The organism is Azospirillaceae bacterium (assembly GCA_028283825.1).
In the GTDB taxonomy this organism is placed as follows: domain Bacteria; phylum Pseudomonadota; class Alphaproteobacteria; order Azospirillales; family Azospirillaceae; genus Nitrospirillum.
Genome location: JAPWJW010000003.1, coordinates 411,202 through 437,043 on the forward strand (window position 1 = coordinate 411,202; position 25,842 = coordinate 437,043).

At 68.7% G+C, this 25,842-nt stretch carries 24 protein-coding genes; 12 read left to right on the forward strand and 12 right to left on the reverse strand.

Features of this window, described 5'->3' with window-relative positions:
- Nucleotides 1-326: 326 nt before the first annotated feature.
- Both PW843_13860 and PW843_13865 read left to right on the forward strand, forming a co-directional pair.
- Nucleotides 327-1,085 (forward strand): alpha/beta fold hydrolase, encoded by a 759-nt coding sequence (locus PW843_13860; GenBank protein MDE1147684.1) that lies wholly within the window; start codon nucleotides 327-329, stop codon nucleotides 1,083-1,085.
- A 164-nt stretch (nucleotides 1,086-1,249) separates the two neighbouring features.
- Nucleotides 1,250-1,390, forward strand: coding sequence for a hypothetical protein (locus PW843_13865; GenBank protein MDE1147685.1), 141 nt, complete (start codon nucleotides 1,250-1,252; stop codon nucleotides 1,388-1,390).
- Between the two features lie 199 nt (nucleotides 1,391-1,589).
- Here PW843_13865 and parE read toward each other — a convergent pair whose 3' ends face one another.
- Nucleotides 1,590-3,578: a DNA topoisomerase IV subunit B gene (gene parE, locus PW843_13870; GenBank protein MDE1147686.1), complete on the reverse strand. Its 1,989-nt coding sequence runs from the start codon at nucleotides 3,576-3,578 to the stop codon at nucleotides 1,590-1,592.
- A gap of 135 nt (nucleotides 3,579-3,713) precedes the next feature.
- On the opposite strand from parE, the gene PW843_13875 reads away from it, so the two are divergent.
- Nucleotides 3,714-4,112, forward strand: a complete 399-nt coding sequence (locus PW843_13875; GenBank protein ID MDE1147687.1) for an acyl-CoA thioesterase — start codon at nucleotides 3,714-3,716, stop codon at nucleotides 4,110-4,112.
- 243 nt (nucleotides 4,113-4,355) lie between these two features.
- On the opposite strand, the gene PW843_13880 is transcribed toward PW843_13875, so the two are convergent.
- The 3 genes from PW843_13880 to PW843_13890 all read right to left on the reverse strand — a co-directional run bounded on the left by PW843_13880 (nucleotide 4,356) and on the right by PW843_13890 (nucleotide 8,265).
- The gene (locus tag PW843_13880; GenBank protein ID MDE1147688.1) at nucleotides 4,356-4,616 is read right to left on the reverse strand and encodes a hypothetical protein; all 261 of its coding nucleotides are present in this window, start codon (nucleotides 4,614-4,616) and stop codon (nucleotides 4,356-4,358) included.
- Nucleotides 4,617-4,904: 288 nt separating this feature from the next.
- Nucleotides 4,905-5,273, reverse strand: a complete 369-nt coding sequence (locus tag PW843_13885) for a response regulator (protein MDE1147689.1) — start codon at nucleotides 5,271-5,273, stop codon at nucleotides 4,905-4,907.
- Between the two features lie 250 nt (nucleotides 5,274-5,523).
- The gene (locus tag PW843_13890) at nucleotides 5,524-8,265 is read right to left on the reverse strand and encodes a M1 family metallopeptidase (GenBank protein ID MDE1147690.1); all 2,742 of its coding nucleotides are present in this window, start codon (nucleotides 8,263-8,265) and stop codon (nucleotides 5,524-5,526) included.
- 185 nt (nucleotides 8,266-8,450) lie between these two features.
- Here PW843_13890 and PW843_13895 point away from each other — a divergent pair, with 185 nt between their 5' ends.
- The 3 genes from PW843_13895 to PW843_13905 all read left to right on the forward strand — a co-directional run bounded on the left by PW843_13895 (nucleotide 8,451) and on the right by PW843_13905 (nucleotide 12,570).
- Entirely contained in the window at nucleotides 8,451-9,707 is a 1,257-nt protein-coding gene (locus PW843_13895; protein ID MDE1147691.1) for a YdcF family protein, read from the forward strand.
- 123 nt (nucleotides 9,708-9,830) lie between these two features.
- On the forward strand, nucleotides 9,831-10,223 hold the full coding sequence (locus PW843_13900) for a RidA family protein (GenBank protein MDE1147692.1): 393 nt from the start codon (nucleotides 9,831-9,833) through the stop codon (nucleotides 10,221-10,223).
- A gap of 118 nt (nucleotides 10,224-10,341) precedes the next feature.
- Entirely contained in the window at nucleotides 10,342-12,570 is a 2,229-nt protein-coding gene (locus tag PW843_13905) for a molybdopterin-dependent oxidoreductase (protein ID MDE1147693.1), read from the forward strand.
- A 34-nt stretch (nucleotides 12,571-12,604) separates the two neighbouring features.
- Here the strand turns inward: PW843_13905 and PW843_13910 are convergent, their stop codons facing one another.
- Nucleotides 12,605-13,003 carry a DCC1-like thiol-disulfide oxidoreductase family protein gene (locus PW843_13910; protein ID MDE1147694.1) on the reverse strand — a complete coding sequence of 133 codons (399 nt, stop codon included), beginning with the start codon at nucleotides 13,001-13,003 and terminating at the stop codon, nucleotides 12,605-12,607.
- A gap of 112 nt (nucleotides 13,004-13,115) precedes the next feature.
- Between PW843_13910 and PW843_13915 the strand changes: the two genes are divergently transcribed.
- Nucleotides 13,116-13,742, forward strand: coding sequence for a LysE family translocator (locus PW843_13915; protein MDE1147695.1), 627 nt, complete (start codon nucleotides 13,116-13,118; stop codon nucleotides 13,740-13,742).
- Nucleotides 13,743-13,765: 23 nt separating this feature from the next.
- On the forward strand, nucleotides 13,766-14,368 hold the full coding sequence (locus PW843_13920) for a hypothetical protein (GenBank protein ID MDE1147696.1): 603 nt from the start codon (nucleotides 13,766-13,768) through the stop codon (nucleotides 14,366-14,368).
- Here PW843_13920 and PW843_13925 read toward each other — a convergent pair.
- Nucleotides 14,344-15,264, reverse strand: a complete 921-nt coding sequence (locus PW843_13925; protein ID MDE1147697.1) for an AraC family transcriptional regulator — start codon at nucleotides 15,262-15,264, stop codon at nucleotides 14,344-14,346. The two genes, PW843_13920 and PW843_13925, sit on opposite strands and share 25 nt — an antisense overlap.
- Before the next feature lie 22 nt (nucleotides 15,265-15,286).
- On the opposite strand from PW843_13925, the gene PW843_13930 reads away from it, so the two are divergent.
- The gene (locus PW843_13930) at nucleotides 15,287-15,694 is read left to right on the forward strand and encodes a DUF2000 family protein (protein ID MDE1147698.1); all 408 of its coding nucleotides are present in this window, start codon (nucleotides 15,287-15,289) and stop codon (nucleotides 15,692-15,694) included.
- A 167-nt stretch (nucleotides 15,695-15,861) separates the two neighbouring features.
- Here PW843_13930 and PW843_13935 read toward each other — a convergent pair whose 3' ends face one another.
- Both PW843_13935 and PW843_13940 read right to left on the reverse strand, forming a co-directional pair.
- A complete protein-coding gene (locus PW843_13935; protein MDE1147699.1) occupies nucleotides 15,862-16,311 on the reverse strand; it encodes a helix-turn-helix domain-containing protein in 450 nt (149 codons plus the stop codon).
- Between the two features lie 21 nt (nucleotides 16,312-16,332).
- A complete protein-coding gene (locus PW843_13940) occupies nucleotides 16,333-16,854 on the reverse strand; it encodes a hypothetical protein (protein ID MDE1147700.1) in 522 nt (173 codons plus the stop codon).
- Here PW843_13940 and PW843_13945 point away from each other — a divergent pair.
- Nucleotides 16,826-17,608, forward strand: coding sequence for an MFS transporter (locus PW843_13945; GenBank protein MDE1147701.1), 783 nt, complete (start codon nucleotides 16,826-16,828; stop codon nucleotides 17,606-17,608). The genes PW843_13940 and PW843_13945 overlap by 29 nt on opposite strands.
- Nucleotides 17,609-17,763: 155 nt before the next feature.
- Here the strand turns inward: PW843_13945 and PW843_13950 are convergent, their stop codons facing one another.
- Nucleotides 17,764-19,467, reverse strand: coding sequence for a hypothetical protein (locus tag PW843_13950; GenBank protein MDE1147702.1), 1,704 nt, complete (start codon nucleotides 19,465-19,467; stop codon nucleotides 17,764-17,766).
- A gap of 14 nt (nucleotides 19,468-19,481) precedes the next feature.
- Nucleotides 19,482-21,197, reverse strand: a complete 1,716-nt coding sequence (locus PW843_13955; GenBank protein MDE1147703.1) for a molecular chaperone HscC — start codon at nucleotides 21,195-21,197, stop codon at nucleotides 19,482-19,484.
- A gap of 195 nt (nucleotides 21,198-21,392) precedes the next feature.
- On the opposite strand from PW843_13955, the gene glsA reads away from it, so the two are divergent.
- Nucleotides 21,393-22,433 (forward strand): glutaminase A, encoded by a 1,041-nt coding sequence (glsA, locus tag PW843_13960; GenBank protein ID MDE1147704.1) that lies wholly within the window; start codon nucleotides 21,393-21,395, stop codon nucleotides 22,431-22,433.
- A gap of 139 nt (nucleotides 22,434-22,572) precedes the next feature.
- Here glsA and PW843_13965 read toward each other — a convergent pair whose 3' ends face one another.
- On the reverse strand, nucleotides 22,573-23,310 hold the full coding sequence (locus PW843_13965; protein MDE1147705.1) for an AraC family transcriptional regulator: 738 nt from the start codon (nucleotides 23,308-23,310) through the stop codon (nucleotides 22,573-22,575).
- A gap of 371 nt (nucleotides 23,311-23,681) precedes the next feature.
- Between PW843_13965 and PW843_13970 the strand changes: the two genes are divergently transcribed.
- On the forward strand, nucleotides 23,682-24,578 hold the full coding sequence (locus PW843_13970; GenBank protein MDE1147706.1) for an SDR family oxidoreductase: 897 nt from the start codon (nucleotides 23,682-23,684) through the stop codon (nucleotides 24,576-24,578).
- Here the strand turns inward: PW843_13970 and PW843_13975 are convergent.
- On the reverse strand, nucleotides 24,575-25,840 hold the full coding sequence (locus tag PW843_13975) for an MFS transporter (GenBank protein ID MDE1147707.1): 1,266 nt from the start codon (nucleotides 25,838-25,840) through the stop codon (nucleotides 24,575-24,577). The genes PW843_13970 and PW843_13975 overlap by 4 nt on opposite strands.
- Nucleotides 25,841-25,842: the final 2 nt, after the last annotated feature.

The window sequence follows — 25,842 nt, forward strand, 5'->3', positions numbered from 1 at the left end:
TGTGAGGTGTTCGTCGTTGGCGCCGGGAAGATCGGCCAAGGGCCTGCCACCCTTGGGCCATGTCTTCCGAATGGCGTCAGGCATAGTCGGGTCCGCAGGGCCGCCATCCCATACATGACCTTACGCAACCTAGTTCCCGAGGTATCGGTCCCGGAAGCTTCGCTCCCGGGGGGCCATCGCTCAAGAAACAGAGACGGTTGCGGGCCGATCAGCGGCTTTGCGCGTCCCGTCGAACAGCCATGCGTCGGCTTGGCGGAAACCGCCGCATGATCTAGGGTCGCGCGTTCGATATCAATTCCAGCCCGTAAGGGCAAGGATTTCCTTTAATGTCAACTATTGTGTCAGCGGTGCGCGCCGCAAAAAAGCCGACTTTGATCCTGTTGCCGGGCCTGCTGTGCGATGCCGCCCTGTGGCGGCACCAAATCACGCATCTGGCGGACGTCGCCGACATCCGGGTGGCGGAAATCACCGCCGCCGAGTCGATGGCGGCCCTGGCGGCGGCCGTGCTGGCCGACGCGCCCGACGGGTTCAGCCTGGCGGCCCTGTCCATGGGCGGCTACGTGGCGCTGGAGGTGATGCGCCAGGCGGGGCACCGGGTGGATCGGCTGGCCTTGCTGGACACCTCCGCCCGGCCGGACAGCGCGGAGCAACAGCGGCGGCGGCGCGGCCTGCTGGCGCTGGCCAAGACCGGCAAGTTCCGGGGCGTGACGCCGCGCCTGCTGCCGTCGCTGCTGCATCCGGACCACCAGGATGATCCCGCCATCGCCGATGAAGTGATGGCCATGGCCGAGCGGGTGGGGCGCGACGCGTTCATCCGCCAGCAGACCGCCATCCTGGGGCGGCCCGACGGCCGCCCGGACCTGGCCGCCATCCGCTGCCCCACGCTGGTCGTTGTCGGGCGGGAGGACGCGGTGACGCCGCTGGCATGGGCGGAGGAGATGGCGTCCCTGCTGCCCCACGCCCGGCTGGCGGTGGTGGAACGCTGCGGCCACCTGGCGCCGCTGGAACAGCCGGAGGTCACCACCGCCCTGATGCGTGACTGGCTGACGGGAAACCCCGCAGGGGACGCCTTGTCGCAGTCCTGAGAACGGCGGGAACTTGGGGTGCGGCACCCTTGTTTTGGTCCAGTCAGTGCCCATCATCAGTATAGATGACACGACAATGTCACCAGCCGGTTGCGCTCCCCGCGAAAACTGGTCTAGGCTTCCCTTGTTGGCGCAACCGCCTCTTGATTTGAAGGATGACACCCATGGTCACCATCGGCATCGCTGCTTTCCTCGGCCTCAGCCTGCTCGCCGCGCTGTCCATCGCCGCCGTGAAGCCGGCCGAGGCCAACAGTCATCACGGCCATGGTCATGACGACCATGGTCACGGTGGCCACGGCCACTGAGCCGGATCGGGCTTCACCCAATTCCTGAAGCAAGCGGCTTGGGACGGTGCCGTCCCAAGTTGCCGCCTGTCAGGAGCGGGGCGGGGGGTGAAAGTTAAGCGTTGTCCGTTGGGCAGGTGTCCAGGACGCCGCACATGAAAAAAGCCGCCAGGTGCTGCCCGGCGGCTTTTTTCATGGGATCGGGGAACCTGAACGTTTGTCAGACGTCCAGGTCCTGCGCGAAGCGAGCGTTTTCCTGGATGAACTTGAAGCGCAGTTCCGGCTTGCGGCCCATCAGGCTTTCCACCAATGAGGCGGTGTTCTCCGCATCGTCCTTCTGCTCCGGGTCGCGCAGGTCCGGCACCGTCACGCGCAGCAGGGTGCGGCGCGTCGGATCCATGGTGGTTTCCTTCAACTGTGAAGGCTGCATTTCGCCCAGGCCTTTGAAGCGGCTGATCTCAAGCTTCTGGTTGGCCTTGAACACGGTGGCCATCAACTCGTCCTTATGGGCGTCGTCGCGGGCGTAGCGGACGTTGTTGCCCTGGGACAGGCGGTAGAGCGGGGGCAGGGCCAGGAACAAATGGCCCTTCTCGATCAGCGCCGGCATCTCCCGATAGAAGAAGGTCATGAGCAATGAGGCGATGTGGGCGCCGTCCACGTCGGCGTCCGTCATGATGACGATGCGCTCATAGCGCAGGCGCTCCGCGGAGAAGTCCTTGCCGGCGCCGCAGCCCATGGCCTGCACCAGGTCGCTCAGTTCCTGGTTGCCGCGCAGCTTGTCGATGCTGGCCGAGGCCACGTTCAGGATCTTGCCGCGCAACGGCAGGATGGCCTGGGTCTCGCGGTTGCGTGCCTGCTTGGCGCTGCCGCCGGCGCTGTCGCCCTCAACGATGAAGATCTCCGTGCCCTCGGCACTCTGGCGCGAGCAGTCGGCCAGCTTGCCGGGCAGGCGCAGGCGGCGGGTGGGCGTCTTGCGCGCCATGTCCTTGGCCGCACGGCGGCGCGCCCGCTCATCCGCCTTCTCGATCAGGCGGTCCAGCAGGCCCTTGGCGGCGTCGGGGGCGGCCGACAGCCAATGGTCGAAATGGTCCTTGATGGCGGCTTCAGTCAGGCGCACGGCCTCGGCACTCACCAGCTTTTCCTTGGTCTGGCCCTGGAACTGAGGTTCGCGGATGAAGAGGGACAGCAGGATGGTGGCGCCGTCCACCACGTCCTCGGCCGTCAGGGACGGGCCGCGGCGGTTGCCCACCAGCTCACTGTAGCCCTTCAAGGCACGGGTCAGCGCCTGGCGCAGGCCCTGCTCATGCGTGCCGCCCTGGGGGGTGGGCACGGTGTTGCAGTAGGTATGGCTGAAACCCTCGTCATCCTCGGGCCAGGCGACGGCCCATTCCACGCGGCCGGCCCGGTTGGGGAATTCGGCCTGGCCGGCGAAGGGGGTGGGGGTGACGGTGCGCCGATCCTTGAGGGAGGAGACCAGATAGTCCAGCAGTCCGTTGGGGAAGTGCAGCGTCTCCGTCGCCGGGATGGCGCTGTCGGCCGTCAGCATGGACGGGTCGCAACTCCAGCGGATCTCCACGCCCCGGAACAGATAGGCCTTGGACCGCGCCATGCGGTACAGGCGCTCCGGTTTGAAATGCGCGCCTTCGCCGAAGATCTGGGCGTCGGGGTGGAAACGCACCAGCGTGCCGCGCCGGTTGTTCACCGGGCCGGCGTTGACCAACGGGCCCAGGGGGGCGCCGCGGCTGTAGCTCTGGGTGTAGAGCGTGCGGTCGCGCGCCACCTCCACCGTCAGCTGGTCGGTCAGGGCGGTCACCACCGACAGGCCGACGCCGTGCAGGCCGCCGGACGTCTCATAGGCCTTGCCGCTGAACTTGCCGCCGGAGTGCAGGGTCGTGAGGATGACCTCCAGCGCCGACTTGCCCGGGTATTTCGGGTGATCGTCCACCGGGATGCCGCGACCGTTGTCGCGGATGGTCACTACCCCGTCGGCGCTCAGGTCCAGGTCGATGCGGGAGGCATGGCCCGCCACCGCCTCGTCCATGGCATTGTCCAGCACCTCGGCCACCAGATGGTGCAGGGCACGTTCGTCCGTGCCGCCGATGTACATGCCGGGGCGGCGGCGGACAGGTTCCAGCCCCTCCAGGACCTCGATGTCCTGGGCGGAATAGCTGTCCTGCTTGCGGGCGGTATTTTGGAAAAGGTCGCTCATGCCCCATTATAGGTTTGGCCGCCGCCGCAGTTCAAGGAACATGGGCGGGTGACGCGGTCCCATAACCACCACATTTTGTAAGGATGGACGCGGCGCCCCGCCACATGGAGGGGAAGGCCCGCCCAGGAGCATGACATGAGCGACCAGAGGCCCATTCCCGACTTTTCCGCCGCCCCGGCGCTGCGCACCTTCGCGATGCCGGCCGACACCAACGCCAACGGCGATATTTTCGGCGGCTGGGTCCTGTCGCAGATGGATTTGGCCGGGGCCGCCAAGGCCATCCGCCGGGCGCGCGGCAAGGTCGCCACCGTGGGCGTGGAGGCGATGAAGTTCTATCGCCCCGTGGCCGTGGGCGACGAGTTGAACTGCTACACCGAGATCATCGCCGTCGGCCGCACCTCCATCCGGGTGCGCATCGACACCTGGGTGCGCCGCGGCGCCACGGGCGAGGCGGTGCAGGTGACCGAGGGCGTGTTCACCTACGTCGCCATTGGCGAGGATGGCCGGCCACGGCCGGTGTCGGTCGAGGATTGATGCCAGCGGCACGAGATTCTGACTCGTGCCGCTTAGGCCCCGACTGGGGCCGCCGGAAGTTCAAGGGCGCCGACAGCGCCCTTGAACTGAGGAAGCCAGCCCGCGGATGCGGGCGCCCGGCGCTTGAGGGGGACATTTAAGCAAAAGAAACGGGCCCGTTCCGGCGAAGGAACGGGCCCGTAACCTTGTAACCGATCACCAGGCGGACCGATGGCCCGTCAGGCGAAAGCCCCGACGCTGACGTCAGTTGCCCTTGGGCGTGTCAGACGAAGAGGGCTCCGGCGTGGTCGGGGCCGGCGGGGTGGCGTTGTCCGCCGGGGCCGGCGCGGTGGCATCCGGGGCGGGGGTGGCGCTGTTGTCAGCGGGAACGGCGGGCGCTTCGGCCGGCGCGGCGGGCGCGGCCGCCGGAGCTTCGGTCTTCGGCGGGGGCGGGGCGTCGTGCTTGTCGCAGGCGGCGAGGCCAACCAGCAGGACCGGGGCGAGCATCAGGGCTTTAAAGCGCATATTCCTCTCCTTCTATGCGTCTTTACGCACGGTGTGGCCCGTACGTCTTGACGTCGTGGTTCTGGGCGACCCGTGGGGGAACCCCGAACCACGACAATGGTTTTGCAGCATCTTCCGGCGGAATTAAGGCAAAATGACCGGCCGACACGTAACGACCGGCCTCGCGCATTAACCAAAGCGGAAATGCCACCGCCTTGATAACACGCCAGACCGGAACGCATTCCAACAAACAATTTGTCCTAGACCTTTTTGGGCCCGGGATGGATGCCGCTCAACGGGGATTCGGCCTTATTCCTTGGGTGCGGCAAGCCGCCGCAACGCCAAGTCCAGCGCCGACTTCAACTGGCCGGCGGAATAGGGCTTTTGCACGAAGCCTAAAGGATAGGTCAGGCTGGCCCGGGCCATCGTCTGTTCGTCGGTGTAGGCCGACAGGAACACGGAGCGCAGGTTGAATTCGTTCCGGAGTCGCCGCGCGGTGTCGATTCCGTCCACCGTGCCCTTCAGGCGAATGTCCATCAGGGCAAGGTTGGGCTGTGATGCGTTGGCCAGCGCGATGGCCTCCGGTTCCGACGCCGCGATGCCGCAAACGTGATAGCCCAAATCCTCCACCGTCAGGCGGATGCCCAGGGCAACCAGCGCATCATCCTCCACTATCATCAGACGGACCGCAGACTCATCGGAACCCTCTGATTCGCGCGAGATTTCTACCTGACTCATGGCTCCCCTGATTCCGGTGACATCCCCGCATGCCTCCTGGAGCCGGCCCCAAGGCCGATCTTTTTGGAAGTTTAGGGGGCGCGGGACCGGCCTTTTCCTACGCCCTGATGCATATCGTACCTACAACATGCGGGCGGTGCCAACAATTCGTCCAGATGACCGATCGACCAAATGGCCGATACTTTCAGGATTACTGCATTGGTGCAGGTAGGGGGCCGGCCGGGGTCCGGGCGGGGGATGGCGGGCCGGCGTTTTGGGCGGCGCAGAGCCGGATGCGCTCCACCGTCTGGTCCACCGCGCGCTCGCCACCCTCCAGGTCGCCGGCCAGCGGACGGAACAGGTGATCCACCTGATCGGCCGCCGCCATGGTGCACAGCCCGCCCAGCGGCACCATCAGCGCGCCCAGGGTGGTGGGGGATTCGGCCGCCCGCAGGTGGGCGATATTGTCCTGCACCCAGGACCAGTAGGCCGGCAGATGGGTGGGTTCGCGGCCCTGTCCCCGCACCAACATGTTGACCTCGTTCAGGTTCAGGACATGCGCGAACACCAGGTTGCGGATCTCGCCCGCCAGGTCCGGATCGGTGACGCGGTTCAGGGCGTCCACCGCCATTTCCCGCCGTTCCGCATCCGTCGAGGTTTTCAGCAAGGCCAACAGGCCGTCCACATAGGGGCGGCCCCGTTCCTGCGCCATGACCGCCATGGCGGTGGCCTCCACCTCCGTCGGCGATGCCTCGCCCGCCGGATTGGGCGCGCCCTCCGACCGCAGCGCCGTCGCCATCAACTGCGACCGCACATTCGGGTCGCGCAGGTCCAGCGCCATGAAGGCGACCAGCCGGTCGCGTAGCAGGGCGGTGTTTTCTGGCGCCACGCGGTCCAGGCGCCCGGGTAGTACGCCGACGCGGTCCATCACCGGCGTCCACGCCCTGAGCAGGGTTTGGCGCAGGGCCGCGCGATCACCGTCCGACGCGCTGCGGTCCAGCAATTGCTTCAGGTGGGGGAAGGGGCTGCTGGCCACGTCCCAGGCCGGCACCCCGGCGACGCCGATGGCGGCGGCGACGTACAGCGACGCGGGCTGGTGGCCGGCCATGACCTCGCCCCACAGGCTTTCCAGCAGGGCCAGCTGTTCCGCCGCCGGTAGCCGGGGCAATTGCCCCAGCAGACGGCGCCAATGCTCCGCCGTCAGCGCCAGGCGGTAATAACCGCTGCCGCCGGCATTGGGCACCAGCACGGCGGGGCAGGCGGATTGGTGCAGGGGGAAGGTCTGGCGCGGCCCCGCCACCATCAGGCAGGACGGGGTGCTGCTGCTGCCCGGCCGCACGCAGGCGGGGATGGTCCAGCGCTGCGCTGTTTCGGCTTCCGAGCCCAAGGGGCGGTAGCGCTGCTGCGTCGCCATGACCTGCAGCCCGGTGCGGGGGCAACTCCACCCCACGGCCAGGCGGGGCACGCCCGGCAGGTTGATGAAGGATCGCAGGGCATCGACGATGGCGGCGTCGTGCACCGTGTCGGCCAGCGCGCCAAAAAAGTCGTCCGTCGTGGCGGTGCCATCCAGGTGCCGGCGCAGGTGCGTGGTCACCGCCTTGCGGAAGGCGGCGGGGCTCACATAAGCCTCCACCATGGCCAGCACGCCCGCCCCCTTGCGGTAGGTGATGTTGTCGAAGGCGGTTTCGACGTCGCCGGTGGTGACGATGGGCTGGCGGATGGCGCGGGTGCTGGCCAGGGCGTCCAGGTCCATGGCCTCCAGCGCCTCCTGCTCCACCACCCGGGCGGTCAGCATGCGCGGCTGCCAGCTGTCCACCGCCTTGGGCGCCATCCAGCTGGCGAAGGCCTCGTTCAGCCAGATGTCGTCCCAGCCGGCGGGCGTCACCAGGTCGCCGAACCATTGGTGGGCCAGTTCATGGGCGTGCAGCACCAGGAAGCGGCGGCGCGCGTCCACCGTGTCGTCCGGCGCCACCAGCAGGCGCTGCTCGCTGTACAGGATGGCGCCGGCGTTCTCCATGCCCACGGCGTCGAAGTCGGGGGCGGCGATCAGGTCCAGCTTGCCGTAGGCGTAGGGGATGCCGAAATAGCGTTCCAGCGTCAGGAACAGGCCCGGCGTCACCGACAGGGCGTAGGCCAGTTGCGGCCCCTTGCCGTGGGTGGCCACGCCGCGCACAGGCACCGGCTTGCGCCGCGCGCCGGACGCCGGGATGGTGGGGCCCTGCACGATGTCCAGCGGGCCCACGGCGAAGGCCAGCAGATATGTCGGCAGCGGCCGGGTCGGGCCGAAGGTCAGGCGCCGCCGGCCGTCGGCCAGCGTCTGGTCCGCGATGGGCAGGGTATTGGTCACGGCCTCGTCGCCGTGCTTCACCGTCAGCGTAATGTCGTAGGGCGTCTTGAACCGCGGCTCGTCGAAGCAGGGCCAGGCCTGGCGGGCGCTGATGGCCTCGAACTGGCTGAAGGCATAGTTCAGGCCGGCCTCGCTGACCCGGTACAGGCCGTCCAGCGACGGGTCGAAGGGGGCGGTGTAGTCGAAGCGCAGGGTCAGGATCTGCGGCGGCAAGGGCCGGTCGAAGCTGAGCCGCGCGACGCCCTCGGGTGTCACCTGCTCCCAATTCGCCGGCAGATGCTCGCCCGTGGCCGTCACCACCTCGGACGAGCGCATGTCCAGGCCCTTGCCGTTCAGCCAGACATGGTCGGCCGCCTTGGCCAGGTAGATGCGGATTTCCACCTGGCCGGCGAAATCCTCCTGGTCCGGATCGATGCTGAGGTTCAGGCGATAGCGCAGCGGCCGCGCGGTGTCCGGCAGGCGCAGGCCGGGCACGGTCTCCGCCGCGGTTTCCGCTGGTTTCACAGGCGCGCTTTTGGCGGGTGCCGCCAGCGCCGGGGCGCACCAACCGGACAGGACGGTCAGCAACGCCAGGATCAGGACGTAAAGGCGGATGGGGCGCGGCACGGTGGTTGGCGTTCCTGAGGCGGCCCCGGAAATGAGGACCCTGATCCGAAATGGCGATGGGCACTATGACCGTGTCCATCCATCGCGCGCAATATCACCTGAGGATGGCGCGAGACACTGGGCGGGCGGGCCCGGTTTGGGCTACTTCTCTGCTGACACGCGATTGATGGGGAAAGGTTTTCGGCATGCGGTCTTGGATGCGGGCGGCGGTGGTCGCGGTCGGGTTTCTGGGGGCGGCGCCGATGGCGCTGGCGGCGGGGCCGGTGGCCAAGCCCCTGGTCTACCAGCAGCCGCTGCGCGACAAGCTGTTCTACGGTCTCAGCCTGCTGTCGCGCGATGCCGAGGCCATGGCCGCCGTGGCCACATCACCGGACCTGCGCCGCCTGGCGGCCGAACGCCAGGCGGCGGCCCGGGCGGCGGTTGCGACCTGCGCCGAAGACACCGCCTGCTACGTCCGCACCTTCGATTGGTCGGATGAGCAGGTGGCCCAGGCCGCCCAGGCCTTGGGCTTGGCGCTGAAGGCCCATCCGGCGGCGGCCGCGCGCCTGGCCGCGGCCCTGGACGCCAGCGGGTTGTACCCGGCCGAGCCAGGGACAAGCGACGACGTGCTGGTGCGCGCCTGGACCCGGTCGGCGGCGGTGGCCCACCACATCCTGGCGGTCTACGGCTCAGGGGAGAAGCCGCGTGGCCCCGCCATCGACGGCCCGGCCTATGACGTGGCTACCCCCGCCTACGGCACGCTGGTGAAATCCACGGCGTCCGTGCTGGCGGATGGCCTGCAGGACGGCGGGCCGTTCTTCGAACCCACCGAGGTCTTCGCCCTGTTGCTGCTGCAGATCAACCGCCGGGACGAGGCCGGGCGGCTGGAACCGCTAGAGGCGGGGGAGAACAAGGCCGCCGTGGCGCGCATCAAGTCCATCGCCTGGGCCAAATATCCCTACACCGCCTTGGTCGTGCCCGGCTATGGGCCGGAGACGGCGGGCGTGCCGCTGTCGGCCCCGGGGCTGTTGCGGGTGCAACTGGCGGCCAAGCGGTTCCATGAGGGCAAGGCGCCGGTCATCATCGTCAGCGGCGGCTATGTCCATCCCAACCAGACGCCGTATAACGAGGCGCTGGAGATGAAGAAGGCCCTGGTCCAGGACTATGGCGTGCCGGCCGACGCCATCCTGGTGGAACCGCACGCCCGCCACACCACCACCAACGTGCGCAACGCCGACCGGTTGATCTATCGTTATGGCATGCCCATGGACCGTAAGGCCCTGATCGTCACCGACATGAGCCAGAGCGGCTATATCACCGAGGACCGCTTCGCCACCCGCAACCAGGAGGATCAGGGCGCCATCCCCTTCACCGCGCTGGAACGGGTGTCGCCCTTCGACGTGGCCTACCTGCCCACCCTGTCGGCTCTGAAGCTGGACGCGGGTGACCCGCTGGATCCCTGAACGCCGTTCCGCGCGCGGCTGCCTTGCTGTCCATGCGCTGGCTGGTTTTGTTTCGCCGGCTATGCTGCGTCGCGCAATTAAACTGCGCCGGCGCGTCTGCCTGCGATCGAAAAGGAACAGAGAATGGGACGGCAAAAGGTTGAAGTGGCCTCCGCCTGGGGTGAGGCCATCGGCTATTCACGCGCGGTGAAGGCCGGCGACCTGATCTTCGTGTCGGGCACCACCGCCAGCGGCGGTCCGGATGGCAAGGCCTTCGCCCAGGGTGATGCCGGCGGCCAGGCCAAGGTGATCCTGGAGCGCATCGTGGCCGCCCTGGCCGAACTGGGTGCCGGGCCGGAACATGTGGTCGAGACCCGCATCTATCTGACGGACATGGCCACCTGGCAGGATGTGGGCCGCGCCCACGGCGCCGTCTTCGGCACCGCCCGGCCTGCCACCACCATCGTGCAGGTGGGCCCGCTGATCTCCCCCGACCTGCTGGTCGAAATCTCCGCCACCGCATCGTTGGCGGAGTGAGCTGAGAACGCCCGGTTCTGACGGACCGGGCGTTTCGCCTTGTACGCCGGTCTGGACAACCGTCCCCGTCACCACCGATAGTTGGGCCATAAGAAAGAAAATCTGGGAGGCCCGCCCCGTGACTGGTACCGAAACCGTCGCCCACCGCATCTGCCCCCTGTGCGAGGCGTGCTGCGGCTTGGAGATCACGCTGGTGGACGGCGCCGTCACCCGCATCCGGGGGCATGACGCCGATGTGTTCAGCCATGGCTATATCTGCCCCAAAGGGGTGGCGCTCAAGGATTTGCACGAGGATCCGGACCGGCTGCGCACGCCGCTGATCAAGCGTGACGGCCGCTTCGTCGAAGCGACGTACGGGGAAGCGTTCGCCGAGATCGAGCGGCGGCTGAGGCGCCTACTGGAAATCCACGGCCGCGACGCGGCGGCGACCTACATCGGCAACCCCGCCGCCCACAAGATGGGCCTGCTGCTCTACACGCCCCTGCTGAGCCGGGCGCTGGGCACGCGCAACATCTACTCCGCCTCCACCCTGGACCAGATGCCCAAGCAGTTGTCCAGTGGCCTGATGTTCGGCCATTGGCTGAGCATTCCCGTGCCGGATATCGAGCGCACCAAGCTCATGGTCATCCTTGGCGGCAACCCCATGGCGTCCAACGGCAGCCTGTGGACGGTGCCGGACTTCCGCGGCAAGGTCCAGGATTTGAAGGCGCGTGGCGGCCGGCTGGTGGTGATCGACCCCCGGCGGACGGAAACGGCCATGCTGGCCGACGCGCATCACTTCATCCGTCCGGGCAGCGATGTCTTCCTGCTGGCGGCCCTGGTGCACACGCTGTTCGGTGAGCAACTGGTGCGGCTGGGCCGCCTGGCCGACCACGTGGCGGGGTTGGAGGAACTGCGCGCGGCCGTGGCACCCTTCACGCCCGAGCGGGCCGCCGCCCATACCGCCATCCCGGCCGAGACCATCCGGAGGCTGGCGCGCGACCTGGCGGGCACGGCCCCGGCGGTGCTGTACGGCCGCATCGGCACCTGCACCCAGGCCTTCGGCACGCTGGCCAGTTGGCTGGTGGACGCCGTCAACATCCTGACCGGCAATCTGGACGCGCCCGGCGGCGCCCTGTTCCCCAAGGCCGCCGCCTTCGCCGCCAACACGGTGGGGGCGGGGGGCAAAGGCCGGGGCGTACCCTTGGGCCGCCGCCACTCTCGCGTGTCGAACGCGCCCGAGGTGTATGGCGAGCTGCCCGTGGGCTGCCTGGCGGAGGAGATCGAGACGCCGGGCCAGGGTCAGGTGCGGGCCCTGTTCACCGTGGCCGGCAATCCCGTGCTCTCCTCCCCCAACGGGGATCGCCTGGCCCGGGCGCTGGATCAGTTGGACCTGATGGTCAGTGTCGATATCTATCTGAATGAGACGACGCGCCACGCCGACGTCATCCTGCCCGGCGTGTCGCCCTTCCAGGACAGCCACTACGACGTGGCCTTTCCCCAGCTGTCCTATCGCAACCATGCCCGCTACAGCGGGCCGCTGCTGCCCCGGCCGGACGGCATCATGGCGGAATGGCAGGTGCTGCTGAAGCTGGCGGCCATCGCCGAGGGCAAGGGGGCGCATGCCGATCCGGCCGCCCTGGATGATGCCATGGTGACGGCGGAGGTGGGGCGCTGGGCGGGGGAGAACACTGCCGCCGTCCTGGCCGCCGTGTCGCGCTGGACCGGACCGGAACGCCTGTTGGACTTGGCCCTGCGCGGCGGACCCTACGGCGACGGCTTCGGCCGTAGGCCGGAGGGACTGACCCTCGCCAAGGTGAAGGACAGCGTGGGTGGCATCGACCTGGGTGCCCTGCAACCCCGCATACCGGAGGTGCTGCGCACCCCCAGCGGCTGTATCGAGCTGGCGCCCGGGATCCTGGTGGCGGACCTGGCCCGCGCCGTGGTGCAGTTGGAACAGCCGGCGCCGGAACTGGTGATCATCGGCCGGCGCGACCTGCGTTCCAACAACAGCTGGATGCACAACCTGCCCGTCCTGGCCAAGGGACCGTTCCGCTGCACCCTGCTGGTGCACCCGGATGACGCCCGTCGCCACGGCGTCGTTCATGGCGGCTGTGCCCGCCTGTCCCGCGCCGACCGGGCCATCGAGGTGCAGGTGGCCGTCAGCGCCGACATGATGCCCGGTGTCGTCAGCCTGCCCCACGGCTGGGGGCACGACACCGACGGTGCCCGTCTTGGTCTGGCCAGCCAGCGCCCCGGCGCCAACCTGAACGCCCTGCTGGACGAAAACCTGCGCGATCCGCTGTCCGGCAATGCCGTGCTGAGCGGCGTGCCGGTGACGCTGGCAGCCACAGTGGCCTATCAGTAATTCGCCCCGGCAACGCAATTACATTGCCATTTCATCACCAGTGCCCCTTCCGCCGGTTCCAGGCGTACAGCACGTCGGCGAAGCGGTCGTAGGCCAGGCGGGTCAGCGGGCGCAGGGCCCACGAGCCCAGCAGGGCGGCCAGCCAGGCATCGCCCGGCGTGCGGCGCCAGATGGCGATGGCGCAATCGGCACCGGTGTAAAGGTGGCCGTCCGCGTCCAGGCCGTGCAGGCGGCGGCGGATGTCTTCCAGGCTGGCGCCGTAGCGGCTGAGCGCGTCCGGCTCCAGGTTGATGTCGCGGAACTCGATCAGGCCGGCGCGGGCCGCCCGCACCAGCCGGTTGTTCTGCCAGTCGATGCCGGCGTTACAGACGGGGCACTTGGTGTTGTACCAGACGGTCAGTCGCGGCAAGGGCGGGTGGGGTTCGGGCGCCAAGGGCTGGCCTCGTCATCTGCGTGTTTGATGACACTATAGCGGGCGGTGGCCATGCCCGTGAAAGTCTGGAAAGATTGGGCCGCCATCTTATTCCCGCCGGGACGATCGCCCCATGATCCCTTATGAGACCCTGCTGACCTTCATCACCGCGTCGGCCGTGCTGGCCTTCGTGCCGGGGCCGGACAATCTGTTCGTGCTGACCCTATCGGCGGCGCGCGGCTGGCGCACGGGTGTCGCCGTGACCCTGGGCCTGTGCAGCGGCCTGGTGGTGCACACCACCGCCGTGGCGCTGGGCGTGGCGGTGATCTTCCAGCAATCGCAGATGGCTTTCACCGTGCTGAAGGCGGTGGGGGCGGCCTATCTGCTGTACCTGGCCTACAAATCCTTCCGCGCGGCGCCGGAAAGCCTGGGGGCGGCCAAGGCGGGGGCGGACCGGTATTCCAGGCTGTACGCCCGCGGCATCGTCATGAACGTGACCAACCCCAAGGTGGCCATCTTCTTCCTGGCCTTCCTGCCACAGTTCACCGCACCAGAGCGTGGCGGCTTCGTGGCCCAGATCTTCCTGTTGGGGGCGGTGTTCGTGGCCATCGCCTTCGTCTGTTTTTCCAGCATCGCCGTACTGGCCGGTGGCCTCAACCGCTGGCTGGCGCGGTCCAGCGGCGCGCAGACCGTCCTCAACCGCGTGGCCGCATTGGTGTTCGTCGGCCTGGCCGTCAAGCTGGCGACGGCCCAGCGCTAGGTATCGTCAAGAATGGGGGGATCATGGGCCTGGAAGCGATCTGCTCATGTGTTTCCCCCGAGGGCGGCGGGGAGGTGAAGGCCCTGCTGGAAAGCCGCGAATTGATCTTGCGGGGTGCCGTCCGGCGGACCATTCCGCTGGCCACCGTCGAGGCGGTCAGGGTTGAGGGCGACGATCTGGCATTCGCCACGCCGCACGGTCCGGTCACGCTGACCCTGGGGGCGGAACAGGCGGCGCGCTGGGCGCGCAAGATGACCATGCCGCCGCCCAGCCTGGCGCAGAAGCTGGGCGTGGGGCCGGCGACGCCAGCGCTGGTCTTGGGGCCGCTCGACGATCCGGCTTTGACGGAAGCGGTGGCCGGCGCCATGGCAACCACGCCGGCGGTGGCGCGGATGCTGGTGGCTGTGGTGGCGGGCGAGGGGGACCTTGAGCGCGCGGTCGCCGCCCACCGCGACTTGGTCGCCGGCGCACCCCTGTGGGTGGTGCACGGCAAGGGGCCGAAGGCGGCCTTCGGCGAAGGGCCGGTGCGGGTCTGGATGCGGGCGGCCGGGTTCAAGGACACCAAGGTGTCCGCCGTGTCCAACACCCTGTCGGCGACGCGCTACGGTCGGGTGGCGGACAGATAGGCGCCGACCCGCCCGGCGGCCAGCAGCGCCTGCCAGCGGCCGGGCGTCATGCCGAAGGCCTTCTTGAAATGGCGGTTCAGATGGCTCTGGTCGGCGAAGCCGGCGGCGGCCGCGATCTCCGCCAGCGGCTCCCCTTGCGCGATCATCGATTTGGCGTGCTGTAGCCGACGCATCAGTAGGAAGCGGTGCGGGCTGGTGGCGAACAGGGCGCGGAAATGCCGGGCCAGGGCAAAGCGGTCCAGCCCGGTCACCGCCTCCAGATCCTCCGACCGCACCGGGCCCAGGGCGTTGGCCTCCAGGTAGTCCCGCGCCTGGTGCGCCTGCCGCCAGGCGATCAGGCCGGGGGTGTTCAGGCCGCCACCGTCGTGCCGGGCCAGGCCCTGGGCGATGCGGTCCAGCAAGTCGTCCACCGCCAATTCATCCAGCCCGTCGTCCAGGGAACCCAGCGCGCCCGCCAGCACCTGGCGCAGATCCGGATCGTCCAGCACCGGCTGGCCGACAAAAGGCAATGCCGCGCCCGGCCGGCCTTGTCCATCCAGGCAGCGGCGCAGCAGCGACGGTTCCAGGTACAGCATGCGGTAGCGCAAGGCCTCATCGGTGCCGGCGCCGCCGTCATGTTCCTCGTCCGGGTGCAGGATGATGACGTTGCCGGGCAGGCTGTGCCGCTGCTGGCCGCGATAGCGGAAGGTCTGCACGCCATGTGTCGTGACACCCAGCGCGTAGGTGTCGTGGCGATGGGGGCTGAAGACGTCCCCGTGAAAGCGCGCCGCGATGCGCTCGATGCCTGGGAAGGCCGGGGCGGCGGTGACGCCGTCCGCCAGTTCTGAACTCGGGGTCGGCGCGCACGAACGTCCAAGACCGGCGCCGGTCGCACCGCCTAGATCCGGGAAATCCATGATGCCTGAGGAACCTTTCCCGATGTTCGACACCAAAATCGCCCTCGTCCTGCGCGATGACCTGGCCGCCTGGCAGGCGCTGAACGTCACCGCCTTTTTGACCAGCGGCATCGTTGCCCAATTCCCGGAAATCGTCGGCGAAGCCTACCGCGACCGTTCCGGCACGGTCTACAACCCGCTGTCGGTGCAGCCCGTCATCGTGCTGGCGGCCGACGCCGCCACGCTGGCCGCCATTCACCGCCGTACGCTGGAGCGGGGCTTGCGCGCCTCGCTTTATATCGAGGAGATGTTCCGCACCGGCCACGACGCCGCCAACCGCGCCGTCTTCGCCGACTTCGGACCGGAGGACGCGCGCGTCGTGGGCCTGGGCCTGCGCGCCGACAAGAAGCTGGTGGACAAGGTCACCAAGGGCGCCCGCATGCACCCGTGAGGGGGGCATACGCGCGGCCTTTGATCGTGACCGATCAAAGGCCCCCTCAGGCGCCGGGCGCCAGCATCCGCTGGCTTGGCTATCCTCGGTGAAGCCCTGCGGTGCTCACTCCGGGGCCGGCCGTCGCCGGCCTCCAGGGGCACAAGTCAAAATTTGTGCCCCTGGTATCAATCCTTGGCCGGGTGCCGGACCAGGGCATCCGTGCACGCCAGTGCCTTTCCGTCGGCGCGCCGCACCTCCAGCCGGCCGACCGGCTGGCCGGTATGGCTGTCCACCAGCCGGGAATACGCCTCATCCGGGGCGTAGCAATGATCCTCCCCCCACTGGCGCAAACCCACGATCACCGGGAACAGGGCGCGGCCCTTGGCCGTCAGGGCGTAGTCCTGGTGGGTGCCGCCGTCGGCGGGGGGCCGGCTTTCCAGAATGCCGAGGGTCACCAGGTCGCGCAGGCGGGCGGCCAGGATGCCCTTGGAAATGCCCAGGTTCCTTTGGAAATCCCCAAAACGGCGGGGCCCCTCCAGGGCATCGCGCACGATCAGCAGCGACCACCAGTCGCCGATGACGTCCAGGGCGCGCGCCACCGGGCAGGGATCTTCGGTCAGGCTGCGTCGTTTCATGAGGTCTCCAGCGATTAGGTTCTAAAATAGAACTGGACGACCCACCACGCAATAGGTTCCATTATAGAACCATATACGGGATGGGAGGGGACGATGGCGGTGCTGGAACGGACGGTGGAGACGGAAGGACTGCCGGCGCGGGTTGTCTTGGCCATCGCCGCCGCCTGTGGGCTGAGCGTCGCGCACATCTACGTCGCCCATCCCCTGCTGGATGCCATGGCGCGTGATCTGGCGCTGTTGCCGGCCCATATCGGCGCGGTCGTCACCTGGACTCAGGTGGGCTATGCCCTGGGCCTGGTCTTCATCGTGCCCTTGGGTGACCTGGTGGACCGGCGGCGGCTGGTGGTGGGGCAGGGACTGGTATCGGCGATCGCGCTGGTGGTGGTCGCCTGCGCGCCATCCGGCGCGGTGCTGTTCGCGGGCCTGGTGGCGGTGGGCCTGCTGGCCGTGGTCATCCAGGTATTGGTGGCGTTCGCCGCCGCCCTGGCGGCGCCGGGGCAGCAGGGGCGGGGTGGTGGGCATCGTCACCGGTGGGGTGGTCACGGGCATCCTGTCGGCGCGCATCTTCGCCGGTGTGCTGGCCGATCTCGGCGGCTGGCGCCTGGTTTATCTGACCCTGTCCGGCCTCACCCTGGGCATGGCGCTGGTGCTGGCCCGCGTCCTGCCCCCGCGTGCGCCGGCGGGGCCTGGGGGCCTGTCCTATCCCGCCCTGTTGCGATCCATGGTCCTGCTGTTCCGGGAAGAGCGGGTGCTGCGTCTGCGGGCCGCCTTCGCCTTCCTGATCTTCGCCACCTTCAATGTGCTGTGGGCGCCGCTGGTGCTGCCACTCAGCGGCCCGCCCTGGTCGCTGCCGCACAGCGTCACCGGCCTGTTCGGCCTGGCCGGCCTGGCGGGGGCGCTGTCGGCGGGACGGGCCGGCCAACTGGCGGACCGGGGGTTGGCCCGGCGCACCACCGGGGTCGCCCTGGTCCTGATGCTGCTGGCCTGGGGCCCCATCGCGGTGCTGGGCTGGTTCTCAGGTGCCTGGGTGCTGGCGGCGCTGGTACTGGGCATCCTGTTGCTGGACCTGGCCATTCAGGCGGTGCACGTCACCAACCAAAGCCTGATCTTCCCCCTTCGGCCCGAGGCGCGTAGCCGCCTGGTGGGGGGCTATATGGTTTTCTACTCTCTGGGCAGTGCCGCCGGCGCGCTTTCCGCCACCATGGCCTACGCCGCCGCCGGCTGGCCGGGCGTCTGTCTGCTGGGCGCCGGCCTCAGCGCCGCCGCCTTGGTGCTGTGGGCGGTGGCCTGGGAATAAGAACGTGGAATATCAACGGGGAACGATGAAGGGCACGTCGGGGCTGATCGCGTGGCGTTGCTGAAGGTGACGGAGCAGGGCGTCTTCCTGGATGGTATGACGACGCCGGCGCGCGCGAACATGGCACCAACATCCTGATGGACCGGCTGGGGGCGTCACTGGCGCCGTGACGGGCGCCGGGTCATGAGACGGCTGGCGGTGGCGCAGATGCCGGCGACCAGCGCCAGGCCACCGAACAAATGTATGCTCTGCGCCTCACTGATGCCGTCGATCAGAGGGCCGGTCAGTTGCAGCACGATGCCGATGCCGTACAGGCCGTAATAGCGGGCCTTGATGAAACGCACGGGCAGGAAGACGGACGGGATCCGATCCAGCGCGTAAAGGCAGGCAAGCAGGGTCATGCCCCAGGGCGCCAGCCCGGGCAGGTGGAGTGCGGCGCCCAGCAGGCCGGCGGTGGCGAGCGCGCCCAGGCCCAGGGCACCCAGGGCCGTCTGCTTGGCCTTGGCGGACAATCCTGCGGACCAGAAGTCGGCCAGGGGGGCGGCCCCCACCACCGTGGCCACCCCTGTCAGCATCATGGCCGTCAGTTGCAGGGGCGCGTTGGGGGACAGCGGCGCGGTCCAGGCCAGCCAAAGCGCCAGCGGGGCATAATTGACCAGGACCGCCAGGAAAAGGCGGACCAGGGTGCGACGGTCGCGCACAGGCCGGATGAAGTTGCTGAGGGTCGCCCACCAGATCAGGACCAGGCCGGTGGCTCCGGTCCCGATGACGAACGGCGGCGTGAGGGGCAGGGCGGTGGCCAGCAGGGTCAGCAGTGCCGCGGCCGGCAGCCATCCCAGCCGCAGGCCCAGGGGGGTGCGGGCTTGTCGCTTCGCGATCCAGCGGCCGGGGGCCAGGATGGCGAAATGGTAGAACAGGCCGGCGATCGCGGTCGCGGGGACCAGCAACAACAGTTCCGGCGGGATCGCCTGCCGTTCCGAGGGGCGCATGATGGCGACGGCCCAAAAGTATACGGCCAACGCCGGCGGCGCGGCCAATAACACCCACCACAGGCCGGCACTGATGGGGTCGCGCTTCAGGAAAGCATCCCACTGGGCCAGCACCTGCGGGTCGAAGTTGGCCAGCAACGAGGGATAGGTGCCACGGATCAGCGCCAACAGGGCGCGCACGTCCTTCAGCAGGTCGGGGATGGCCAGGCGCAGCAAGGGGTCGCGCACGGCCGGCGAGGCCTGCAGCAGGCGGTAGGCCTTGGCATGGATGTGCTGCTTGTCCTGCAGCTTGGCCAGGAACGCCAAGTCGCGATTGCGTCCGGCAACGTTGGCCAACAGGGCCGATTCCCGCCCGCCGGCGCGCTTGTCCCACTGGAAATGCGCCACCGCGACGGGCACCAGCGTGTCGGACCGCGGCATGGCGGACAGCAGCAGCCGGGCCAGCCATTCCTCCGTCCGGTTCTGGATGTCGATATAGGCCAGGGCCGGGGAGTCCAGCACCGCCCGCAAGGCCGTGCGCAGTGTGTCGGGGGATGGCGCGTCCTGCGCGGTGATCAGGGCGCCCAGGGCGTTGCACAGGGGGGCATGGTCGGCGAACGCCGCCTGGGCTTCGGTGTAAGCTTTCTGCGCGGCGGACGGTTCGGGCGCGGAGTTATCCTCATCCGGGGAAGGCGCAGGGGAGGTTTCCGGCGGCACCGCGCCGTTGCGGGCATGGGCCAGCGCGTGGTCATAGGCCTGGCGCAGGGCCTGGAAGCCATCGGGGTCGTCCTCGGGATTGGTGGTCTTCAACATCTGCGCATAGGCGCGCCGGATGGCGCGCACATCGCCGGTGGGCCCCGCCAGGCCCAGAACATGCCAGGGAGTGGGCATGCCGGTTCCGTCCATCACAGGAACGTCTCGCCTTCCAGCTGGTCCAACGCTTCGGTCAGCGTCTGGCGGGCGGCCTCGACGGTGCGTGGGTCCTGCCTTAGCAGGACGCTCTCGAACTCCGACATCAACCGGGCCACGTAATCGCGCCTGTCGCCCAGGAAATCCTCGTAGCAGCGGGCCGCCCGGGCCAGGGCCGCGCGGTTGGCCTCCGCATCGCGCGGATGGACCTTCAGGGCGGCCAGCGCCTGGCGGCGCGTCTCCAGGTCGGCGGGTTTGGCCGCTTCCTCATCCATGATCACCAGATTGCGGCGCTCACCGGTCTCGGCGACCTCCACATCCACTTCCAGCAAGCCGTTGATGTCGTAGGTGAACCGGCAATCCACCGTCACCGTGCCCGCCGGTCGCGGCGGCACGGGAATGCTGATCTGGCCCAGCAGGATGTTGTCGGACACCTCGCGCGATTCCCCCTGGTAGATGGAGAAGGCCACCGCCTTCTGGTCGTTCTGCAGGGTGTGGAAGCTTTTGATGCGGCTGGCGGGGATGACGGTGTTGCGCTCCAGGACGGGGGAGAAGATGCCCGTGCGCAGGCTGCCGTCGCTGTTGCGCTGCGCCACGTCCACGCCCAGGGAATAGGGGCAGACATCGGTGACGACCACCTCGTTCAGGGCGGCGTCGCGGGCCTTCAGGCCGGCCTGGATCGCCGCGCCCAGGGCCACCGCCTCGTCCGGATGGACGGAATGCTGGGGGAAGCGGCCGAACATGCGGGTGACGGCGCGCCGCACCACCGGCATGCGCGTGGCCCCGCCCACCAGCACGATCTCCCCCAGCGACCGGGTTTCCAGCTGTCCGTCGCGCAGGGCACGCAGCACCGGGTCGCGCAGCCGGTCCAGCAGGCCCTTGGCCTGCGCCTCGAAGCCCTCGGCCGTGATCTCGTGCTCGTAGGTCTTGTCCTTCCAGACGATGCGGACGGGGGCGGTGGCCTGTTCGCTGAGGGCGCGGCGCGCCCGTTCGGCGGCGGCGCGCAGGCGCTGATACAGCCCGTCGTCGCCGCGCGCGTCGCGGCCCCAGTCGGCGGCGAAGCGCTGGCGCAGTTCATCCACGATCAGCTCGTTGAAATCCTCGCCGCCCAGGCGGTTGTCGCCGGAGGTGGCGCGCACCTCGATCACGCCTTCGAAGATCTCCAGGATGGAAACGTCGAAGGTGCCGCCGCCCAGGTCGAACACCAGGAACTGCGTCTCATTGCCCAGCTGGTGGATGCCGTAGGCCAGCGCCGCCGCCGTCGGTTCGTTCAGCAGCCGCTCCACCTTCAGGCCGGCCAGTTCGCCGGCGCGGCGGGTGGCCTTGCGCTGGCGGTCGTTGAAATAGGCGGGGACGGTGATGACGGCCTCCGTTACCGGTTCGCCTAGATAGGCCTCCGCGTCCGCCTTCAGCGCCTTCAGCACCAGGGCCGACAGTTCCTCCGGCAGGAAATCGCGCTTGCCCAGCCGGGTTATGCGCTTGGAACCCATGAAGCGCTTGAAGGCGGTGGCCGTCTGGGCGGGGTGCGTGGCCTGGCGTTCGCGCGCCGGCAGGCCCACCAGCATGCGGCCATCCTCATCCACACTGATGGCCGAGGGGGTCAGCCGGTGCCCCAGGCTGTTGGGGATCAGGTCCGCCTTGCCGTCCCGCCAAACCGCCACCGCCGAATTGGTGGTGCCCAAATCAATGCCGACGATCAACCCAACCCCCATGCCACCGCTGCACGGCCATGTTCCGTACCGACAGGTTCCGTACCGACAGGTTCCGTACCGACAGGTTCCGTACCGACAGTTCTACTGATGAGGTGTCGCCCTGGGAAGACATACGCGGTCGACAATAACCGTGGCGTCCTGTGGTGGGGTCACTAGATTGGGGTGATACCGATGAAAGGGACGGGGATGATGGGGATGGGATTGTCACGTTGGGCCGGCGCGGCGCTGGTACTGCTGAGCTTGCATGGTGTCGCCGCCGCGCGCGACAATGCGCCGCTGCCCGGCGATCAGGCGATCCAGCAGGCGGTAGACCAGGCCTATGCCAAGTTCAAGGGCGTGACCGACGGCCAGAACGCCAGCTACATCCCCTATCTGGCCAAGGCCGATCCCAAGCTGTACGGCATCGCCGTGGTCACGGCCGATGGCCGGGTGTTCAAGGCGGGTGACGCCGGCCATGCCTTCCCGGTGGAATCCATCGCCAAGGTCTTCACCCTGGCCCGCGTGCTGAAGGACCAGGGGGCGGAAGCCATCGAGGCCAAGATCGGCGTCAACGCCACCGGCCAGCCCTTCAATTCCGTGCTGGCGGTGGAACTGAACAACGACAAGCTGACCGGCAGCCCGCCGCCCGGTAACCCGTTGGTCAACGCCGGCGCCATCGCCACCGCCAGCCTGGTGCCGGGGGCGACGCTGGACGCGAAGTGGAAGACGGTGCTGGACACGGCGTCGGCCTTCGCCGGCCATCCGCTGGCCCTGAACCAGGATGTCTACCGGTCGGAAATGTCCGGCAACCAGCACAACCAGGCCATCGCCCTGCTGCTGCAGAGTTACGACCATTTGTACGCCGACCCGATGGCGACGGTGGACCTCTACACCCGTGAATGTTCCTACGACGTCAGTGCGGTGGACCTGGCCACCATGGGCGCCACCCTGGCCAACGGCGGCACCAACCCCGTCAGCCACCAGGCGGTGGTCGATGCCGCCACCGGCGCCCGGGTGCTGGCCGTCATGGCCACCGCCGGCCTCTACAACACCACCGGTGAATGGCTGTTCAAGGTGGGCCTGCCGGGCAAGAGCGGTGTCGGCGGCGGCATTCTGGCGGTGGCGCCGGGCAAGCTGGCCATCGGCGTCTACTCATCCCCCCTGGATGCCGCCGGCAACAGCGTGCGCGGCCAACTGGCGGTGCAGTCCATCGCCGAGGCGCTGGGCCTGAACCTGTTCGCCTCCACGGCGCGCTAAGATCAACCATGGGAGGCATAGCCTCACGTGGTTGTAGGCCGCGACTGCGGCCGCCGGAGATTTTCGGGGAGCGTCAGCGGACTGAAAATCGAGGATGAGCCAAGTCGCCGGATGGCGACGCCCGGCGTTTGAGGGAATTCTAGCTAGCGATCGCCAGGGAGGGCATGTCCTTCCCAGCCGTCTGGCCGTACTGCCGGGGGGACGTGCCCATCACCCGCTTGAACGCGGTGCTGAAGGCGCTTTCCGATTCATAGCCCAGCGACAGGGCGATGACGGAAATGGGGTCCGTCGTGCTGGCCAGCCGGTTGGCGGCCAGGGTCATGCGCCAGCGGGTCAGGTAATCCATGGGCGACAGGCCCACCATGTCCTTGAACCGCTGGGCGAAGGTGGAGCGCGACATGCCGGCCTTCCCCGCCAGTTCCTGCAAGGTCCAGCGGCGGGCCGGATCGCCGTGCAGGGCGGTGATGGCGGCGCACATCTGGCGGTCCGCCAGGGCGAACAGCCAGCCGACGCCGCCCTGCCGCCCGTCCGCCACATGCAGGCGCAGGGCCTGCACCAGCATCATGTAGGCCAGCTGCTGGGCGATCAGCAGGGCGCCGGGCCGGGGTTCGCGCAGTTCGCGCATCATGCTGTCCATGGCCCAGCGCAGGGTGGCCCTGGCCGCCTCATCCCGAATGTGGACGATGGGGGGCAGCATGCCCAGCAGGATGTCGGCGTGGACGCCGTCCAGGACGAAATGCCCGCCCACGCCCACCGACTTGCCGCCGCCATTGTGGACGACGATGCTGCCGTTGGGGTTGCCGCCGAACACCGTCATGGCGTCGGTCGGCGGCAGGCTGAGGTCGCTGGCCAGGACGAAGGGCAGGCCGCGCGGCAACAGGAAACAATCTCCCAGCGCTCAGCAGCACCGGTTCGCTCCCGCCCTCCACCGCCAGCCAGGCCTCGCCCGAGGCGATGGCGTAGCATTTGATCCCCCGCACGCCGCCGTGCCCCATCGGCATGTCGTAGCGCATGGACCAATCGCCGCCCATGTCGAAGCCGCCACAGCGGTAGCTGCGCGGGCGCAGCAGGGCCAGCACATCGGACAAGGGATCCATGGGGCCTCCTTGAGGGCAATTCCGGACGATCGCGAAGATAATGCGGACGCTATCGCATAGATCGTATGGCGGCAATCGCCTAGCGTTTGGGGGCGGGGTGCCTGTGAAGCCACCCCCACGCATTTTCCCTTAAGCGATCAAGGACTTCATCATGCGCGTTTTCGTTACCGGGGCATCGGGCTTCGTCGGTTCCGCCGTGGTGCCGGAATTGCTGGCCGCTGGGCATCAGGTGCTGGGCCTCGCCCGGTCCGACGCCTCGGCCGCGGCGGTGGCGGCCAGCGGTGCGGCGGTGCACCGCGGCAGCCTGGAGGATCTGGACAGCCTGCGCCAGGGGGCGGCGGCGGCCGACGCCGTCATCCACACCGCCTTCATCCATGACTTCACCAAGTTCGCGGAGAACTGCGCCACCGACCGCAAGGTCATCGCTGCACTGGGCGCGGGGCTGGCCGGGACCGGCCGGCCGCTGCTGATCACCTCCGGCACCGCGCTGCTGAACCCCGGCGCGGTGTCGACCGAGGACATCGTCCCCACCCTGAAGACCCACCCCATCCCGCGCGTGGCGACGGAGGAGGCGGCGGCCGACCTGATGGCCCAGGGACTGAACGTGCGCATCGTGCGCCTGCCGCCGTCGGTGCACGGCGACGGCGACCATGGCTTCATGCACATCCTGATCAACCTGGCGCGGGAGAAGGGTGTCGCCGCCTATATCGGTGATGGCGACAATCGCTGGCCGGGCGTGCACCGGCTGGATGCCGCCCGCCTGTACCGCCTGGCGCTGGAGAAGGGGGCGGCCGGTGCCCGCTATCATGCGACGGAGGGCGAGGGTGTGCCCTTCCGTGAGATCGCCGGCATCATCGGTCGCCGTCTGGGCCTGCCGGTCGTCAGCCTGTCGCGGGAGGAAGCGGGTGCCCACTTCGGCTGGTTCAGCCACTTCGCCGCCATCGACGCACCGGTTTCCAGTGAGTGGACGCGGGCGCAACTGGGTTGGCAGCCGACGCAGATCGGCCTGCTGGCCGATCTGGACCGCCCGGCCTATTTCGGCGGCTAAGGTGAGGGGGCCCGCGGCGCTTCGGCGCCGTGGGACACCCGCCGCGCCAGCAGCGGGATGGCCACCAGGGCGGCGGCCAGGCCGGACAGGGCGCCGATGCCCAGGGCCCAGCGCGGGCCCAGGTTGTCCGCCACCCAGCCGACGATGGGCGCGCCGATGGGGGTGCCGCCCAGGGCCACGCCGACACGCAGCGCCAGCACCCGGCCGCGCATGTGCGGCTCGGTCGATAGCTGCATCAGGGCGTTGGTGGTGTTGGTGAAGGTCAGGGCCGCCACCCCCGTCACCACCAGGGCGGCCGCGAACAGCCAGTAGCTGGGGGCGAGCGCCGCCAGGCCGCAGCCCAGCCCGAACACGCCGGCCCCCACCAGCAGCGTCCGCATGTTGGGCTGCTTGCGCCCCGCCGCCAGCAGGGCGCCGGAAATGGTGCCCACCGCCATCATCGACGACAGCAGGCTGTAGCCCTGGGCGTCGGCGTGGAAAACGCGCACCGCCATGGTGGAGATGAAGATGGGGAAGTTCAGGCCGAAGGTGCCGATCAGGAACAGCATCAGCAGGATGCCCTTCAGGTCCGGCCGCTTCCAGGCATAGCGGAAACCTTCGGTGAAGCCGCTGATGAAACCACCGGGACCCCGCTGGGCACGCGGGTTGGGGCGCAAATCGGCGGTGCGCAGCAGGGCCAGCGACAGGATCACGCCGATGAAGGAGGCGCCGTTGATCAGGAAGGCCCAGCCGGTGCCCCAGGCGCCGATCACCACGCCTGCCACCGCCGGCCCCACCATGCGCGCGGCGTTGAATGTGGTGGCGTTCAGGGCGATGGCGTTGGGCAATTCGCCGTCGCCCACCAGTTCGGAGACGAAGGTCTGGCGCACGGGCGCATCGAACGCCGCCGCCACGCCTGACAGGGCCGCCAGCACATAGACATGCCACAGCTGCACCAGCCCTGTGACGGTCAGCAGCCCCAGGATCAGGGCGAACAGGCCCATGGCCGCCTGGGTCGCCACCAGCAGCCGGCGCTGGTTGAAATGGTCGGCGGCATAGCCGGTGAAGGGCAGGAACAGCAGCTGCGGCCCGAACTGCAGCGCCATCACCACACCCACGGCCGAGGCGTTGTGATGCGTCAGTTCCGTCAGCACCAGCCAGTCCTGGGCCGTGCGCTGCATCCAGGTGCCGATGTTGGAAACCAGGGCACCGCCAGCCCAGAGCCGGTAGTTGTGGTTGCGCAGCGACTGGAAGGCGTGAGGCAGTCTTAAAGACACTGTCATGA